At 62.1% G+C, this 16,839-nt stretch carries 11 protein-coding genes; 2 read left to right on the plus strand and 9 right to left on the minus strand.

Annotated elements, in window-relative coordinates; translation table 11 throughout:
• Window positions 1-87: 87 nt before the first annotated feature.
• From AC5YUO_RS23965 to AC5YUO_RS23990, 6 genes are all read right to left on the minus strand, one after another.
• A complete protein-coding gene (locus AC5YUO_RS23965; RefSeq protein ID WP_004433469.1) occupies window positions 88-1,137 on the minus strand; it encodes a carbohydrate ABC transporter permease in 1,050 nt (349 codons plus the stop codon).
• Between the two features lie 2 nt (window positions 1,138-1,139).
• Window positions 1,140-2,135 (minus strand): carbohydrate ABC transporter permease, encoded by a 996-nt coding sequence (locus AC5YUO_RS23970; protein WP_034498130.1) that lies wholly within the window; start codon window positions 2,133-2,135, stop codon window positions 1,140-1,142.
• 1 nt (window position 2,136) lies between these two features.
• On the minus strand, window positions 2,137-3,243 hold the full coding sequence (locus AC5YUO_RS23975; RefSeq protein ID WP_400820856.1) for an ABC transporter ATP-binding protein: 1,107 nt from the start codon (window positions 3,241-3,243) through the stop codon (window positions 2,137-2,139).
• Window positions 3,243-4,595 carry a polygalacturonase PglB gene (gene pglB, locus AC5YUO_RS23980; protein ID WP_496155518.1) on the minus strand — a complete coding sequence of 451 codons (1,353 nt, stop codon included), beginning with the start codon at window positions 4,593-4,595 and terminating at the stop codon, window positions 3,243-3,245. The genes AC5YUO_RS23975 and pglB overlap by 1 nt, the downstream gene beginning before the upstream one ends.
• On the minus strand, window positions 4,592-5,686 hold the full coding sequence (bglB, locus tag AC5YUO_RS23985) for a beta-galactosidase BglB (protein WP_400820851.1): 1,095 nt from the start codon (window positions 5,684-5,686) through the stop codon (window positions 4,592-4,594). Before bglB ends, pglB begins: the two co-directional genes overlap by 4 nt.
• A 77-nt stretch (window positions 5,687-5,763) precedes the next feature.
• Window positions 5,764-8,325 carry a hypothetical protein gene (locus tag AC5YUO_RS23990; RefSeq protein WP_496155519.1) on the minus strand — a complete coding sequence of 854 codons (2,562 nt, stop codon included), beginning with the start codon at window positions 8,323-8,325 and terminating at the stop codon, window positions 5,764-5,766.
• A gap of 194 nt (window positions 8,326-8,519) precedes the next feature.
• On the opposite strand from AC5YUO_RS23990, the gene AC5YUO_RS23995 reads away from it, so the two are divergent.
• Window positions 8,520-9,800: an ABC transporter substrate-binding protein gene (locus AC5YUO_RS23995; protein ID WP_496155520.1), complete on the plus strand. Its 1,281-nt coding sequence runs from the start codon at window positions 8,520-8,522 to the stop codon at window positions 9,798-9,800.
• A 252-nt stretch (window positions 9,801-10,052) separates the two neighbouring features.
• A complete protein-coding gene (locus AC5YUO_RS24000) occupies window positions 10,053-12,035 on the plus strand; it encodes a phosphatase PAP2 family protein (RefSeq protein ID WP_496155521.1) in 1,983 nt (660 codons plus the stop codon).
• 56 nt (window positions 12,036-12,091) lie between these two features.
• Here the strand turns inward: AC5YUO_RS24000 and AC5YUO_RS24005 are convergent, their stop codons facing one another.
• From AC5YUO_RS24005 to AC5YUO_RS24015, 3 genes are all read right to left on the minus strand, one after another.
• Window positions 12,092-13,315: an MFS transporter gene (locus AC5YUO_RS24005; RefSeq protein WP_400820841.1), complete on the minus strand. Its 1,224-nt coding sequence runs from the start codon at window positions 13,313-13,315 to the stop codon at window positions 12,092-12,094.
• Entirely contained in the window at window positions 13,315-15,744 is a 2,430-nt protein-coding gene (locus tag AC5YUO_RS24010) for a TonB-dependent siderophore receptor (RefSeq protein ID WP_496155522.1), read from the minus strand. Before AC5YUO_RS24010 ends, AC5YUO_RS24005 begins: the two co-directional genes overlap by 1 nt.
• 110 nt (window positions 15,745-15,854) lie before the next feature.
• Window positions 15,855-16,823 (minus strand): FecR family protein, encoded by a 969-nt coding sequence (locus AC5YUO_RS24015; protein ID WP_496155523.1) that lies wholly within the window; start codon window positions 16,821-16,823, stop codon window positions 15,855-15,857.
• Window positions 16,824-16,839: the final 16 nt, after the last annotated feature.

Raw genomic sequence — 16,839 nt, forward strand, 5'->3', positions numbered from 1 at the left:
CCGGGATGACGGGGTGAAAGGAGCACCTGTGACATCACCAAGCCAACGGTGAAATCAGGGTTTCAACGCGAATATCCGTGATCCCCCTCACTTCATGCCTGTCCCCGCAATCCCTGTCGTGATGTAACGCTGCAGGAACAGGAACACGACGGTGACGGGCGCCAGGCTGAGGAAAGTCATGGCAAGGATATAGTGCCATTGCACCGAGAACTCGCCCTGGAAGGCATTCAGCCCCACCTGCAGCGTGAAGTTTTCACGACTGCTGAGCACGATCAGCGGCCAGAGGAAGTCGTTCCAGCGCCACAGCACCGAGAAGATGGCGAGAACCGCGAGCGCCGGCGCCGTCAGCGGCAGGATGATGCGCCAGAAGATGCGGAATTCGCTGGCCGCATCCACACGGGCCGCCTCGATCAGCTCGTCCGGGATTGTCAGCATATATTGCCTGAGCAGGAACACGCCGGTCGGCGTCGCAACCGTTGGGATGATAACGCCCCAGAGATTGTCGACGAGGCCGACGCCGACGATGACGAGATAGGCCGGCACCATGACGACGGTGAGCGGGATCATCAGGGTGGAGATGATCAGCACGAAGATCGCCTTCTCGCCGCGGAAGCGGTATTTGGAGAGGGCAAAGGCGGCCATGGCATTAACGATCAGCGTCAGGACCGTCGCGACGAAGGTGACGAAGACCGAGTTCTTGAGGAAGGTCAGGAAGCTGAAGCGGGTCAGCGGATCGGTAAAATTCTCCGTCGCGATGGTCAATTTCTGGACAGGTGTTATTTCCCGCGTGTCGACGCTGACCGGTGGGCCGGGATTGGCCGGATCGACCATCTGGGCTTTCAGGCCGATACGGCGGACCATGGCCATTTCCCGCTCCATGCCGTCGATGGGGGCTTTCCACAGGCTGAGCGGCTTGTCGTAACCCTGTACCTCCACCTGCACGGCGGCGCGCGGCAGAAGGCTCGGCGGAAACCGGGTGATTTCGGCTTCCGGTTTCAGCGATGACATGGCGGCCCAGACGACCGGGATGAGGACGGCGAGCGTGCCGCCGATCAGCCAGACCCAGGAGAGGATATCGGTGAGGCCGATCCGGCCGGGGCGGCGGGTGCGCGTGAGGAAGGAGACGGCGTTGGACATGGTCAGGACTCCATCTTTTTGCCGAGGCGCAGCTGCACGAGGGTGAGTGCGAGAAGCACAAGGCCCATCAAGACCGATGCGGCGGATGCAAGGCCGAACAGCCTCAGATCGCTGCCGAAGGCCATCTGGTAGATATATTGCACGACGAATGTATTGGCCGTGCCCGGTCCGCCGCCATTGGTCAGAACCCATGCTTCATCAAAGATCTGTACCGAGCGGATCATCAGGAGGATGAGCACGACAAGCAGGTTCGGGCCGAGAAGCGGCAGGGTGATGCGCAGCAGGGTACGCCGGGGTGAGGCGGCATCGATGGCGGCGGCTTCATAAAGGTCCTTCGGGATGGCCTGAAGGCCGGCCAGCAGGATCAGCGTATAAAAGCCCATATGGAACCAGACCGAGACCACCACCACGAAGAAACGCGACCAGCCGACATCCAGCAGGAAGATCTCCGGCGGCACGCCCAGCATCTGGAAAAAGGCGTTGAGCAGGCCGTTGCGGTCCAGAAACCATTTCCAGATGAGGCCGATGACCACGGGCGACAGCAGGACGGGATAAAAGAACATGGCGCGGAAGAAACCGCGCGCGGCAATCGCCCGGTTGAGGATGAGGGCGGTGATGAGCGCGACCAGCAGCGTGGCGATGACGTTGAAACCGACGAACCACAGCGTGTTCCAGATCGCCGTCCAGAACAGCGATTCCCGGCAGCTTCCGGGGTCCATGTAGCTCTGGCAATCCAGCAGCTTGCCGAAATTCTCCAGCCCGACGAAGGGGCGGTCGGTGATCAGAAGTTCGGTGCCGCCGGTGAAGGCGTAACCGACGGCAATGGCAATCGGCAGGAAGGTGAAGATGCCGAAAAGAACGAGGTTCGGCATCAGGAAAATATAGGGCATGCGCCTTTTGCCGATCAGCCGCTCGATGAAGTTGAGCGGCACTTCGGCAATCGCCATCACGGCATCGAGCGCACGGTCGGACAGTCTCGCAAGCGTCGGATTGGCCATGCTAACCTCTCCCTTCGCTCTCAAGGCGCGGCAGCGCCAGTTCGGTTACGGGATCGAAGACATGCACCTTTTCCCGCGCCGGCATGATCTTCAGCACCGAGCCGGAAGCGGGCGCGAAGTGGCCCGCCTGATGCACGATGATCTGCTCCTTCTCGCCCTCAAGATTGCCATAGAGATAGGTCTCGGTGCCGAGGCTTTCGTGATATTGCACCTCGAAGGGCAGGCCGGCATTGTCGGTGATGGTGAAATGCGAAGGGCGGATGCCCGCCAGAACCGCCTGTCCGGGGCTGACGGTTGCCGGATCGACGAGGCAGGGCAGGGACACGCCATAACCGGCGTCGATGGCGATGCTGCCGTCGCTGCCCTTGGTGATGGTGCCTTTCAGCATGTTCATGCGCGGCGAACCGAGGAAGCCGGCAACGAAGAGGTTGCGCGGATTGTCGAAAAGCTGGAGCGGGGTGCCCACCTGCTCGATGCATCCGGCCCGCAACACCACGATCTTGTCGGCCATGGTCATGGCCTCCACCTGATCGTGGGTGACATAGATCATCGTCGTCTTGATATCGCGATGCAGGCGGGTGATTTCGGCGCGGGTCTGCACGCGCAGCGCCGCATCGAGGTTAGAGAGCGGCTCGTCGAACAGGAAGATGTCAGGCTCGCGCACGATGGCGCGGCCGATGGCGACGCGCTGGCGCTGACCGCCGGAAAGCTGCTTCGGCTTGCGGTCGAGATAGGGCTCGATGGCCAGCATGCGCGCCGCCTCGTTGATGCGGCTTTCGATTTCCGCCCGCTTGAAACGGAGATTTTCGAGGCCGAAGGCAAGGTTCTTGCGCACGCTCATATGCGGATAAAGCGCATAGGACTGGAAGACCATGGCGATCTTGCGCTCGGCCGGCGACAGCGCGCTGACATCGCGCCCTCCGATGGCAATGGTGCCTGAGGTGACATCCTCAAGGCCGGCGATGATGCGTAGCAGCGTCGATTTTCCGCAGCCCGAGGGGCCGACAAAAACCACGAATTCGCCGTCTTCAATATCGAGGTCGATGTCATGCAGCACATGAACGGCGCCGAATGCCTTGTTGAGGTTTTCGAGTTTAAGACTTCCCATCACCTGCTCCCTTCGGACAAGTTCGTCGTCGCGACGATCTCTTGGCTGTTCCAGCCCCCGGGCAAGGGCATCATTCTTTTAATGGCGACATCGCGCGCCGAAAATCCCTCTACGCCGGCAAGATAGACGGCGGGCATTCCGCCGGGATAGTCCTCCATTCCGACGATCCTGCCCTGCGCATCCTGCGTCCAGGCATTGGCGCGGCCGGCGGCATGGGGGCTTGGCGCAATATCCGCATTGGTTGGGCGGAGATCATATTGCAGGCCGGTGCCGAGCTTGCCGGGCTGCTGCGACAGCGTGATACGCTCCAGCCGGACATTATGAATACCGGCCTTCGATGTGGCGACGAGGTTGATCGCCCCTTCCATCGAACCGCTTAAGTCTTCCACGACCAGATTGTCGACGCTGCCGGCCCGGCGTTCGGGGCGACGATCGACGACGGTGACGGTGACAGCCTCACCCGAGCCCCAGAAGCCGCCCGGCGTTTCGTGGCATTCGGTCTCTATCCTCGAAAAACGGATGTTGCGCATCGCGCCGCCATCACGGGAGAACAGGCCGACGCCGCGATTGGACTGGACGATTTTGCAATCCTCGAACACGACATTGGTGAAGTCTCCGAAGGATTCCGTGCCGAGCTTCAGGGCGCAGCTCATGCTGGAAACGGTGCAGCGGCGAACGGTGATATCGGCGCAGGCGCCGACCGCCTTGCCGTCCGGCCCGGCGCTGGTCTTCAGGCAGATGCCGTCATCGGCGGTCGAGATGGAGCAATCCTCGATCAAGGCGCGCCGGCAGGCGTCGAGCACGATGCCATCGGTATTGGGCAGGCGGCGGTCGTTTTCGATGCGGAGATTGCGGAAATGAAGGTCTTCGCAATCGACCATATGCAGCGTCCACATGGGTGAGCCGCTGACGTGGAGGTTTTCGAGGCGCACCTTGCGGCAGGCCTCCAGCACCATCACGCGCGGGCGTTTTTTCGCCGGGACATAGGTGCCCATCGCCTTGTCGTCGCCGATGATGAAGTTTTCACCGCCGGCCTCGATGCGGCCGGGGCCGGTGACGGCGATGTCATGCGCGCCCCTGGCGATGATCATGCCACGGTTGGAATCTTCGGCGATGACCGAAACCGTCGTATCGGCATAGGCTCCGTAATCGGAAACGGGCGCAAGCACCGCATTTTCGGCAAGGTGCAGTTCCACGCCGCTTTTAAGATGAAGCCCACCGCTGACATGGCGTCCGGCTGCGAGTGATACACATCCGCCGCCTGCGTCCGATACCGTATCGATTGCCTGCTGGATATCGGCAGTGGCATCGCGCCCCACGGCGGCAATGGTGATATTGGTTTGAGCGCTCATGATACCTGCGGCCTTTTCAGAAATACGTCGATCAGGAGCAGCATCGTCAGCGCCTGCCCATAAGGCGTGGGCAGATTGGGAATGCGGCGGTAAAATTCGAGATCATGGCCCATCGGCGTGCCGTCGGAGACGCCGTGGACAACACCTTCGTCATCGATATTGCCGAGCACTGCTTTCAGCGCACGCTCCGCATGCGGCCTGTTCTCTTCTCCGAGAATACCGGCTTCGATGCCGCGCAGAATGCCATAGGCGATGCCGGCCGTCGCCGATGTTTCCACCGGCGAGGTCGGGTCGTCGAGAAGCGTGTGGAACATGCCGTCCTCGCGCTGATATTGCCTCAGCGACCGCACCTGGCTTGAAAGGACGTTGGCGAGGAAACGTTTGTCCTTTTCGCCAAGCGTCGGCACCAGTTCGAAGAGTTCGGGAATGGCAACCGTGATCCAGGAATTGCCGCGCGCCCAGAAGGCATCCGCGAAATTGTGGCGGCCTTTGAAGGTCCAGCCGTGATACCAGAGCCCGGTGACGGGATCCGACAGATAACGCGTATGCACCATGAACTGGTAGACCGCTTCATCGATCCAGTCCTGGCGTTTGCAGACGACGCCGGCGCGGGCAAGGAACAGACACGCCATGAACAGCGTGTCGTCCCATAATTCGCCCTCATTCAGCCGCTCCTTGACGACGTGCTGGAAGCCGCCATCTTCGGTTTTCGGCAATTGATGCACCAGCCAGTCGGCCCAGTCTTCCACCAGCGCCCGGAAATCCGGCCGGTCGACATGTTCGGTGAGGATGACGAGCGGCAGCATCGGGGCGGAACTGTTGATCTGGCGCGGCGGCAGGCCACGCTCGATCTGCCAGCCATACCATGTCACGAGGTCGTCCAATGCCTTCCGGTCATTGGCGGCGAGCGCCCGGCGCAGGAAGCCGTAAAGGCCCACACCCACTTCCCAGTCCCATTCGTCGAACTGGATCTTGCCGTCGGAACTGCCGCTGACCAGACCTTCCTGAATGCCCTTGAGGCGGCTGAAGGCGGCGGCGACATTGTCGATCGTCGTCCTGAGAGTGTCTTTTTCCATGCTTGGCTGGTTCATCTGTCAATTCCGCTTAAGAGCATTTCCAGTAAAAGCGGATGCGCTTTTACGTCCGGACAATGCGTTAGAACAAAGAGCTAGAGCGTTTTCGCGTTTCGCGGAAAAGCGGAAGCGCCCTGGCAGTAGAAGGGTCGTGCCGCGCCGCTCGATGCGGGGTCGGCACTGTCGTAGGTGATTTCCGGCTGGGGCTGGTCATGGTCGAAGGCCATGGCCTGCCCGCCGATGGTGAATGCGCCCTCCCAGGTGAGGGTAACGTCCGGGCCGCCGGGCGGCGTGACCGAAAGCAGAAGGCTTTCGGCATCGAAGGTGACCTGTGTGGCGAGGATTCTCTCACGGAAACCGGCGAAGTCCCGGTCGTCGCCGCAGCCGATGACGCCGACCCAGCCGGCGCGGCGGCCGGGCGATCTGATCTCGCGGTTGGCGGTGGCGCCGGAGGCGATGGGTTCAAGTCCGTTGGTCGCATAAAGCGCGGCAAAGCCGCGGCCCGCGCGGGTGATGAGCCAGTTGCCCTCCACCAGCACCTCGTCCAGCCCGTCGCGGCCGAGATAGGCATGGGTCCAGTCATTGCGGTGATCCTGCGTATCGAAGATCATCATCGCGAGATCGCGATGCTGCGCCACGCGCGGCAGGATGCCGCTTCCCGCCCAGTAGGAGGGGCGCTGCGTACCCCACGGATCGTCCTCACCGGGATGGTTGATCCAGAGCCGCGCCATCGGATGGCCGGCGAGTTTGATATCCATGACGTGCTGCTGATGGCCTTTGCGGCCGGTCTTGTGGTCGACAACGGTGGAAAGCTGGGCGGCCTCGTTCTTGAACAGCACGAGCTTGCCGGGCTCCAGCCCCTGCGCATACCGCGCCTCGACCATACGGCCGCTTTCCAGCCGCGAAAGGGCGGCAAGATGCGTCGGCGGCAGGTAGTCACTGCTGCAAAACATCGGCAGCGAGGCGACGCCATTGTTCAGCCAGCCCCGACCGAAGGCCACCTGCGCAAACGGCGCCAGCTCCGTCAGCGGCCCGGCGCGCAGCTCCTTGTCATAAGCCCGCCCTTGCGAACCGGAGGGAACGCCGCCGAGCGTGTGCAATGCGATCATCTCGAAGATGAGATCGAGCTGGTGGCGGGCGCGGGCGGCAAGTTCCGGCCCGGCCCAATGTTCGATGGCGAGAAGGCCGATGAAATCCACGGGGTAATAGGCGGCCGAATTCCATTCGGCCAGCCCATGCGCCTCGACGCTGTCGAACCAGCGCTCCAGCCGGTCGGCGGCCAGCGCCGCCTGTTCCCTGCCGGTGCGGCCGGAGGCGGTGAAGACGGCATCCGGCAGATACGCGCCGGCCAATAACTGGCTGGTGTGGAAGCAGAGAACATGGTTCTCGCTCCAGAACCACATGACGTCATTGCCGGGTTCGTCCACCCAGTAGCGATAGCCGAGGATCGAGGCATCGATCCGCGCCCGCATTTCGGCAGGCAGACGGTCACTATGGGCGCGCACAAGCCACAGAAGCGGGATCATGACGAAATCGGAGCAATCTTCCCGCCGATCAATGGAATGCAGCGTCGCATCGACAATGCCGCCGATGGTCTCGATGTCATCGCTGCCGGTGGCGACCATCGCCAGCGCGCGGCCGATGCGCCATGCGCCGAAGCGGGCGCTGAAGGAGAGGGCGGCCTTCTTGCGCCCGGTAATATCGGCACTGGATGCTTCCGGCGCGATGTTGCCTATGAAAGCGGCGTCGATGACGCGGGTTACCGTTCCCGCTCCCGAACCCATGGTGATCTTTACACCATGATATCCGTCGGAAATGCCTGCCGTCCCGGGGATCGCCAGCGAGGATTGCCCGGCCTTCAGCACGGTGTCCACTTCCGCCAGCGCAGCGCGCTCATGTCCATGGCTTTTGATCGCGATGTGCACGGGCAGATCGCTGACAGGGGCTGCCCCGAAGACCAGTTCGAGGGCCGTGCCGGAAAACACGTCCCACGCCGGGCGAACATCGCGTACCAGCGCGGCGAGACGTTTCGTCTCTTCCCGGTCGAGCGGCACGGGCAGCACGACGGTGAGCGGCACGGCATCGGTGACCTCAAGCTCGAAGAACCAGATGATGTCGCGTTCCGCCAGATCCTCGCAGAGCAGCAGCACCTCATTGTCGCCGGCCGAAAGATCGAGCGTGATGTCACGGCTGCTTTCGACATTGCGGATGAAGGGTTCGAAACGGACCTGTTCGACGCCGCCCACCCAGATGCGCACGCCGCCGCAGGTGCGCAGCCGAAAATGCGCCTGTCTTGCAGCCTCGCTGCGGAATGTGCCCTTCAGCCAGCGCTGCACATGGGTGGGGACATGCCAGAAGCCGGTGAATTCGACACGGCGGTTGGAGCCCGGCAGGTTGAGGTGCGACACCGGCCAGCCGGCATCGGGCGCGATGTCGCGGCCGATCATGGTCTGCTGGAAGGCCTTGCGGCAGGGCAGGTCGCCCACATCCACGAAACCATTGATGAAACGATAGTTCACGCGGTCTTCGGCGGGGGCCGCGATACCGGGAAAAGACGTCTCCACCAGATCGGAGACGATCCAGGCCGTCACCGTTTCGCCGTTAGCGACGGTATATGTCGGCTGCGACGCGTTCGCCGCAAATGGTCCATCCGTCATAATGGATCGCCTCCCGTCGATCTTTATGAAATTATTTTCACAAACCAATTTTCGCTTTTCCGCGTCGATTTGTGAGATTTGCGTAAAACAAACAGCTTGACGTTTATTCTGTCAAGCCGCAAAACATTATAAATCGAATTAAGCAGAGGAGCTTCCGTTCGATTTATGAAAATGTTTTCATTGGGAGGATGAGCATGATGAAATTGTTTTCGGGCGTCAGCGCCCTCGTGGTGGCCTCTGTCGCAGGTCTTGCGGCGGCCCAGGCCGAGACCCGCACGATCACTTTCCTTTTTACGGATGACGACCAGGGTTACGTGCAGCGCATGTCGGAACTCAGCAAGGAGTTCGAGACGGCCAATCCGGGCGTGAAGATCAACTTCGTGTCTTCGGGTTATGACGCGGTTTCCAAGCAGCTGCCGGTGCAGCTTGCGGTCGGCGAAGGTCCTGACATCGCCAAGATCACCGACTGGCAGCTTGCGCCCTATTATCTCGACATGCGCCCTTATATGAAAGACGCGGAAGCCTTCGCGAAGCTGCATGGTTCCAGCCTCAACCAGCTTCGCCTGCCGAATGTCAACGATCCGCAGTCGATCAACGGTTACATGGCGTCGCAGACGCTGAACCTGCCCTTCGTCAACAAGACCCTGTTCGAGCAGGCGGGTGAACCCTTGCCCGGCCCGGCCGCGAAATTCAGCGAGATCGTCGAGGCTTCCGCCCGTGTCGCCAAGGCGACCGGCGTGCAGATCCCCTTCACCATGGACCGTTCCGGCCACCGCTTCTCCGGCGGCGCTTTCGCTTACGGTTCGAGCTATGTGAAGGACGGCAAGTTCAGCTTCCCGGATGATGCGGCGAAAAAATACATCGCCGATATCTATTCATGGACGCAGAATGGCAGCTTCCCCAAGGAAATGTGGGGTGCGGCCGGCGGTTCGCAGTACAAGAACATGGGTGACGAGTTCGTCAACGGCAATGTCGTGACGTATCTCGCCGGCAACTGGATGGTCAATCCGTTCCAGAACAAGATCGGCGACAGTTTCGAATGGACGGCGATCAATGCGCCCTGCGGCGATGCCGGATGCTACGCCATGCCTGGCGGCACCGCCATTGTCGGCTTCAAGCGCACCAAATATCCTGAGGATGTCGCCCATTTCATCGAATTCCTCGGCTCGGAAAAAGTGCAGCGGGAAATCGCCGAGAACTACGTCATCCTGACGGGCGCGGAGATCGTCGATCCGCAATACAAGCTGAAGAGCGAAAACGCCAAGGCGGCGATGAAGGTCTTCCTCGACAACAAGAAGAACGTGCCGCAGGCCGCCCGTGAGTTCGAGCGCGCCAAGGGCGGCAGCGCCATGTATCAGCAGATCGTGCAGCGCATGAGCCAGCTCATCGTCGGCGAGTTGACGCTCGACCAGACCTACAAGGTTCTGGAAGATGACGTCGCCAAGATCAACGAGGCCGTCGCGGTCAAGAAATAACGGCCCGACTATCCGCCTCCGGCGGAATGATGAAGCTTTCGAACGATATGCCCGGAGGTGTGCTCCGGGCATATCGCGCCGTTTCTCTTCGAAGCGGCGCATTTTCGCTGGAGGAACTGCCGCAGGGGGCCGTTCCCGGCGGCCCATCGAAAAACTGAAATAAGCTCCGTTTAAACCTGACGATGAGGCGCGCGGAACGCCGCGCCGCCTGTTTTCGTCACGCGTCACTCGCTGAAAATCATAGGATTCGTCATGGCCAGACTGAAGATGTCGTCTTTTCTTTCCGCACGCTCGAGCCTGCTCGCCTCCGTCGCATTGCTGGTTCTGGTTCCGGGCGCGCAGGCGCTCGATAGCACCGGGCCGGCAGGGCAGGGTTATGCCATCACGGTGCCGGAACCGGCGGCAACATATCCGTTGCCGCTTGCCGACAATTATCGCAACCAGACCGGCAAGAATGAGAAGGGCGAGGCGGTTCGCGCCTATGATGACCGGGACAACCCGATCATCGAAATCCTCTCCGGTTTCAACCGCATCTGGACGCTCGGCGATGAAAAATGGGCGGATGGCGGCGCCAATGGCGATGGCCCTTCGGATTTCAGCCATGTGAAGATCGTCGATCCCGCCGTCTGGCAGGAAAACATGCGTTACGTGCTGTCCGTCACCGGCGGGAACCGCACCCGCGCTGCGGCCTTCGAAGCCTATATGAACGACCGGCGTTCGCAGGGTTACAGCGTCATCGACGGCTTAGGCCCGCTTGCCGGCTGGTATCGCGAAGGCGCGGGCGCGACGACGACGATCAATCATACGCTTGCCGATTTCGATCCGAACGAGGTCATCACCCGCAAGGAGGACGACAAGGGCACCGAAGCGGGTGCAGCCGATAGCGAGCTGAAGGATTTCGTCGCCTTCATGAAGGTGATCCGCGGCCCGGAAGGCACGACATCACCGGCGAAATATTTCTATTCCTCACCGCGCCCCTGGCGCATGAACGCCAAGGGTGAGGTGATCGAGACCGGCAAAGAAACGATTGGCGACCGCAGCTTCGAAAGCCATGACAGCGATCCTGATATCATCGTGCCGGCGCTGAAATATGCGCGGGAAAATCGCGGGCGCGGCAAGGATGGCGGTTTTCCGAGCGGACACACCAATGCCGCCTATCTGGCCGCCATCGCCTATGCCTATGCGGTGCCGGAGCGCTTTTCCGAATTGCTGACGGCGGCCTCCGAACTCGGCGAGAGCCGTATCGTCGCCGGCATGCATTCGCCGCTCGACGTGATCGGCGGCCGCATCACCGCAACCGCAATGGCCGCCGCCATGTTGCAGGACCCGAAAAATGCCGAGGTGAAAAAGGCGGCGCATGCGACCTTGCAGGCCTATTTTGCCAAACGTCTGCCGCAGGGCCAGTCGCTCGTCGATTTCGCCCATGGCGCAAAGCCTGACGTCGACCGCTTTGCCGATGCGGCGAAGAACGGGGCGGATTATCGCCGGCGCATGACCTTCTCCTTCAGCCGCGACAAGGCAGCGGGTGACGCGGCGATGGTGGTGCCGAAGGGGGCCGAGGTTCTGCTGGAAACGCGACTTCCCTATCTGAATGCCGAAGAGCGCCGCGCCGTGCTGTTTTCCACCGGCATCGAGGCCGGTTATCCGCTGCTGGATGACAGCAATGGCTGGGGCCGCATCAATCTGGTCGCTGCCGCCAGCGGTTACGGCGCGTTGGACGGCGATGTCGAGGTGACCATGGATGCCGCAGCCGGCGGTTTTAATGCGGCGGACAGCTGGACGAACGATATTGCCGGGGCAGGGCGTCTCGCCAAATCCGGCAGTGGTGTGCTGACGCTCAGCGGCAATAACAGCTACAGCGGCGGTACCATCGTCAGGGACGGAACGCTGGTGGCGTCCTCCGCCGATGCCCTTGGAACCGGCGGCGTGCTGGTGAGCGGCGGCACGCTTTCGCTCGGCGGCGGGAAGGACGTTGTTATTGGTGGTGATTATCAGCAGTCGGGCGGCACGCTGGCGCTTGATCCGCAAAAGGCGCCGCTGCACGTCAAGGGCAATGTGGTGCTGGAAGGCGCAACGCTGAAGCTCACCTTTGATGGCGGCGCACCGGCCGCGGGCACGCGGCTCGACGTGATTTCCGCCAACGGCCTGACCGGAACCTTCACCGCGATCGATGCGGGCAATGTGAAGGTGCGGCCGGTCTATACCGGCTCGGCACTGTCGGTGGTGGTCGAATAGGCCGATGCAAGAGGCTTGCCGGGCGTGGCTTAAGCCGCCGCGCCCGGGGCTTTGGTTCAGGAGTTCTGCCGTCGCATCAGCAGGAAGATGACCGGTGCGGCAAGCACCGAAACGATGGCGGCGATGATGAAGGAGGCCTGATAGCCGAATTTTTCGGCAATCGCGCCGGCGCCCAGCCCGCCGATCATGCCGACAACGCCGTCCATGCACTGGAACAGGGTGAAATCGACGCCTGCCTGCCGGGGGTCGGACCAGCCCATGAAGCAGGCGTAAAGCGCGACGAAGCCAATGGACATGATGCCCGACGAGCTTGCCACCGCAACCGCCATGACGACCCATTGCGAGATATCGCGATGGACGCTGAAATAGGCGAAAAGGCACAACAGCGCCGTCTGCACGAAGATGGCGATGAGCAGGATTCGTGACGCCCCGTAGAGCCGCACCAGCGTGCCGCCGAGCAGCGCGCCGGCGAAACCGACGATCATGCTGCCCACGCCATTCAGCGCGCCGATGGTGGCGAGATCGAAGCCATAGTCGACCAGAAACGGGCCGAGCATGGCGAGACCCCATTTCTGCGCGGCGACATAAACGGCCGCGACCAGAAGCCCGGTGCGGACTTCCCGTCGCTTGAGCGCGTTTTTGATCGATGGCAGGTGGTCCCGTGTTTGCGTGACCGTTCTTGCCGCCGGGCCGAACAGGAAGGGGAGCGCGAGCAGGATGACCAATCCGGCCATGACCAGCGTGGCGCTCATCCAGCCGGCGCGTTCCACCAGCACCAGAAACAGGCCGGCGCCGATGGCGGAACCGAGATAGGAGCCGCCCACCTGCGCGGCATTGCCCCAGCCGTGATGCTCTTCCGCCAGCGTTTCGACCGCATAGCCGTCGCAGGCGATGTCGACGGTCGCCGTCACCAGCGCGATCACCGACAGGATGGCGATTGCGACGGAAACCGGCGACGGGCCGGTGAAGGCAAGTACAGCGAGGCCGCAGGCGCAGGCGGCGATACCCGTGCCGACGATCACCCGCGAGCGGTTCCTGCCGACGGGCGGCAGCCGGTAACGCTCCACATGTGGCGACCAGAGGAATTTCAGCGCCCAGGGCAGAACGACGAGATAAAGCAGGCCGATCTGGTCCAGCGGCAGCCCGGCGGTTCTGAGCACCGCCGGCAGGCCGAGAAAGGTCAACCCGCCAATCACGCTCTGGCCGACATAAAGCCCGCCGACCGCCACGAAGACGGCGGCCGGCGACGGCTTGGTTGTGGCAGGGTTCTGCTGCAGCATCAGAAGCGATACCGGATGCTGCCGACGACCTTTCGGCCTTCGTCATAATAGCAGAAGCCCGTGGTGCAGACCTGTTTCACCTCGTCGAGAAGGTTGGTGGCATTGATCTGCAGTTTCACGCCTTCCAGCGAAGGCAGGGCCTTGCCAAGATCGTAGCGCAGCGATGCATCGACGAAGGTGCGGGCCTCATTGTCGAGAATGGGCGTGTGCTGGTTGTCGCCGAAGCTCGATCCGACATAACGCAGGCCCGCGCCGATGCCGAGGCCTTCCAGCGCGCCTTCCTGGAACTCGTAGTCGGCCCACAGCGAGAAGGTGTGATAGGGCGAGGAATTGAGCTGCTTGCCCACCGTTTCCGACGTCAGCTTGGTGATTTCAACGTCGTTATAGGAATAGGAGCCGATGAGGCTCCAGCCATTGTCGAGCGAGGCCGTGGCTTCGAGTTCCACGCCGCGCGAGCGCAGGTCGAGTTGGCGCAGCAGGTTGATGCCGGAGGAGGTCTCGTAGACCGTGGCATTGTCCTGATCGAGATTGAAGAAGGCGGCGCTCAACAGGGCGTTATATTGCGGCAGGGCATATTTGACGCCGAGTTCATATTGCTTGCCAACCGTCGGCTGCGCCTGGCCCGTTACCGTTCCCGTGGTGATGATGACGCCCGGATTGGCGACGAAGGAGGTGCCGTAGCTGACATAGGGCATCACGCCGCTGTCAAAGACATAACCGAGGCTGGCGCGGCCGGTCGTCTTGGTTTCATCGCCGTCATAGGTGGGAGCCGTTGCCGCGCCGACCGTCTGGGCCTGATATTCGGTGTCCAGCCAGTCGTGGCGGATGCCGGCCGTTAGGCGCCAGCGGTCGATCTCGATCTGGTCCTGCGCATAGATGCCGAGCGTGTTCATCCGCTGAGTCAGGATCAGCGATACGTCGGGCACGTAGGTAAAAGTGTCGGTGAAGGGACTGGCGCCGCTGCCCTGTTTCGATGTGTAGGACATATGGCTGAAGTCGATACCGGTCAGCAGCGTATGTTTCGCCGGGCCGGTGTCGAATTCGGTCTTGAGGTAATTATCTGCGGAAACGCCTTCATTGTCCTCGATGGTGATGCCGGGATAATTGGCGAAGACCCATTGCTGGTCGGCGGAAAGGGCCGAATAACGCGCCTTGCTGTAGAAGGTGACGTTGTCGTTGATTTCGTGCTCGAACTCATAGCCGATACGCCATTGTTTCTGCTCGAAATCATTAAACCGGGAATCGCCGCCATAGACCGATGTCGCACCGATGGAGGTGCCGCTGGCTCCATATTTGTTGATGTATCCCCAGGTGCCGCCGGTGGTGCTGTCCATATATTCGCCGAGCAGCGTCAGCTTGGTGCCGGCATCCGGCTGGAAGGTGAAGGCCGGCGCGATGAACAGCCGGTCGTCCTTGATGGCGCTGATTTCGTTGCGGCCGTCGCGGGCCACCCCGGTCAGGCGGTAAAGCATGGTCTTCTCGTCATCGACGGCGCCGGAAAGATCGAAAGCGCCCTGCACGCGGCCGAAGGAACCATATTGCAGCTCCACCTCGCGCAGCGTCTCTTCGGTCGGGCGTTTCGAAATGATATCGACGATGCCGCCGGAGCTGCTGGCGCCATAGATGGAGGCGGCGGGACCGCGCAGGATGGAAACCGCTTCCACGCCATAGGGCTCAAGCCGGGCGCTGCCGTTCTGGCTGCTCACCTGCCGCAGCCCGTCGCGGAAAATGCCTGTCGTGCTGAGATCGGTGCCACGCACCTTGAAGGCGTCGAAGCGCGGCTCCGCGCCATATTGGCCGATGCGCGCACCGGGCGTGTAGTTCAATGCTTCCGAGAGGTTCTGCGGTTTCAGGTCATCGAGCTGCTTGCGGCTGACGGTGGTGATGGACTGGGCGGTTTCGGCAATCGGCGTATCGGTCTTGGTGGCGGTGCGGCCGGATTTGCCGACATAGCCATTGCTCTCGATGATGCCCCTGGCGCCCTCAAGGCCGGTGCCCTGCACGGTGACCGGCGCAAGCAGGGTGCTGCCGGCGGCAGCCGCGCCGCCGCTTTCACCGCTCTGGCTGGCGGGATCGAAAATGCGGACGGTGTTGCCGCCGGCCAATGCGTAGTTCAGCCCCGATCCGGCCAGAAGCCCGCTGACGGCCGCCGATACGCTGAGCGTGCCCTTGACGCCGGCCGTGCTGCGGCCCCTGGTGATCGCGGAAGGATAGACCATGCGCAGGTTGGCCTGGCGGCCGAAGGTGAGCAGGGCGTTTTCCAGCGGGCCGGCGGGAATGGAGACGGTGACAGTGGCGGGCGCACCGCTTGCGGCAGGCGGTGTCTGCGCTGTGGCGGTCGTGGCGCCCGGACCTGCCGCGACGATGCCCCCGATGATCGCCGTCGTCGTCAGCCAGAACCAGCCGCGTGCCTGCTTGCCCAAATTCATGTCATTCCCTCTCACTCGTGATCTCATGCCGCCCGCAGAAACGGGTCCTGATTGCCTAGAGTGAAAAGGCGGGCCGACTCCTGACGTCGGATTCGCGAAAAAAAGCTATTTTATCGCGAGCGGACGAAAACCAGCATTCCGGAAAGCCGCGATACCGAAACGGGAAGGCTCTCTTCGAGAATGGTGAGCGCCTGATCCGTGTCCTTCAGGTCGAATATGCCGGAGACGTGCTGCCTTGCCGCCGCCTCATCGAGGATGACGATGCGGCCCCGGCGATATTGCGAGAGAATATCGAGAACCTCGCGCAGCGGCTGGCCGGAAAAGACGAGCTTGCCCTCGCGCCAGGCCATGCTGTTGGCGACATCCTTGCGGGCGCGCACCAGCCTGCCATCGCCGCCAAGGGTCACGGCCTCTCCGGGCGTGAGCACGGCGATCTCGGCGCCTGTCGCCACCTCGACGCGGCCTTCCTCCACCTGCACCTCCTGCGGCAGCGCGCCATTGACGGTGCGCACCGAATAATGGGTGCCGAGCGCCTTTGCCGTCAGCGCTCCATCTTCGACGATGAAGGGCCGCTCCGGGTTTTTGGCGACATCGAAATAGGCCTCACCGCGAAGAAGGGCGATGCGCCGTTCCTTTTGCGAATAATGAACCGCAATTGCCGTGTCGGTGTTCAGGCTGATGCGGCTGCCGTCTTCCAGCGAAAGCATGCGTGTTTCGCCGATTTCGGTGTAATAATCCGCCTGCCAGCGGTCCTTTAATCCGCTTTTCTCCGCAAACAGCGCCGCAAGCCCGATGAGGCAGAGACCGGCAACACCCGCCAGCATTGCCCGGCGAGGTCCGCGCCGTTTTCGCTGTTCGGCCGGCGCAAGCTCGATATCGCCAAGCTCGCCCCAGAGGCTCCGCATGTCCTCATAGGCGCCAGCATGGGCGGCATCGGCCCGCAGCCAGACATGAAACGCCTCGCGCTCCGCTTCCGTCGCATCTCTCGATTGCATGCGCGCCACCCACAGCGCGGCCTCTTCGGCCAGACCGTCATCGGTCAAACCGTTATCCTTCAGGCCGTCCGGGCGCTTGTTCATGTCCTGATCTGCCGTT

This window comes from Agrobacterium sp. LEGMi-208b (assembly GCF_059511785.1).

What these genes read in the sequence shown, in the direction of transcription:
- bglB (WP_400820851.1), bottom strand. Translation starts at nt 5,686, where the DNA reads ATGAACCAGCCAAGCATGGAAAAAGACACTCTCAGGACGACGATCGAC.
- AC5YUO_RS23965 (WP_004433469.1), bottom strand. Translation starts at nt 1,137, where the DNA reads ATGTCCAACGCCGTCTCCTTCCTCACGCGCACCCGCCGCCCCGGCCGG.
- AC5YUO_RS23995 (WP_496155520.1), top strand. Translation starts at nt 8,520, where the DNA reads ATGATGAAATTGTTTTCGGGCGTCAGCGCCCTCGTGGTGGCCTCTGTC.
- AC5YUO_RS23975 (WP_400820856.1), bottom strand. Translation starts at nt 3,243, where the DNA reads ATGGGAAGTCTTAAACTCGAAAACCTCAACAAGGCATTCGGCGCCGTT.
- AC5YUO_RS24015 (WP_496155523.1), bottom strand. Translation starts at nt 16,823, where the DNA reads ATGAACAAGCGCCCGGACGGCCTGAAGGATAACGGTTTGACCGATGAC.
- AC5YUO_RS23970 (WP_034498130.1), bottom strand. Translation starts at nt 2,135, where the DNA reads ATGGCCAATCCGACGCTTGCGAGACTGTCCGACCGTGCGCTCGATGCC.
- AC5YUO_RS23990 (WP_496155519.1), bottom strand. Translation starts at nt 8,325, where the DNA reads ATGACGGATGGACCATTTGCGGCGAACGCGTCGCAGCCGACATATACC.
- AC5YUO_RS24005 (WP_400820841.1), bottom strand. Translation starts at nt 13,315, where the DNA reads ATGCTGCAGCAGAACCCTGCCACAACCAAGCCGTCGCCGGCCGCCGTC.
- pglB (WP_496155518.1), bottom strand. Translation starts at nt 4,595, where the DNA reads ATGAGCGCTCAAACCAATATCACCATTGCCGCCGTGGGGCGCGATGCC.
- AC5YUO_RS24000 (WP_496155521.1), top strand. Translation starts at nt 10,053, where the DNA reads ATGGCCAGACTGAAGATGTCGTCTTTTCTTTCCGCACGCTCGAGCCTG.
- AC5YUO_RS24010 (WP_496155522.1), bottom strand. Translation starts at nt 15,744, where the DNA reads ATGAATTTGGGCAAGCAGGCACGCGGCTGGTTCTGGCTGACGACGACG.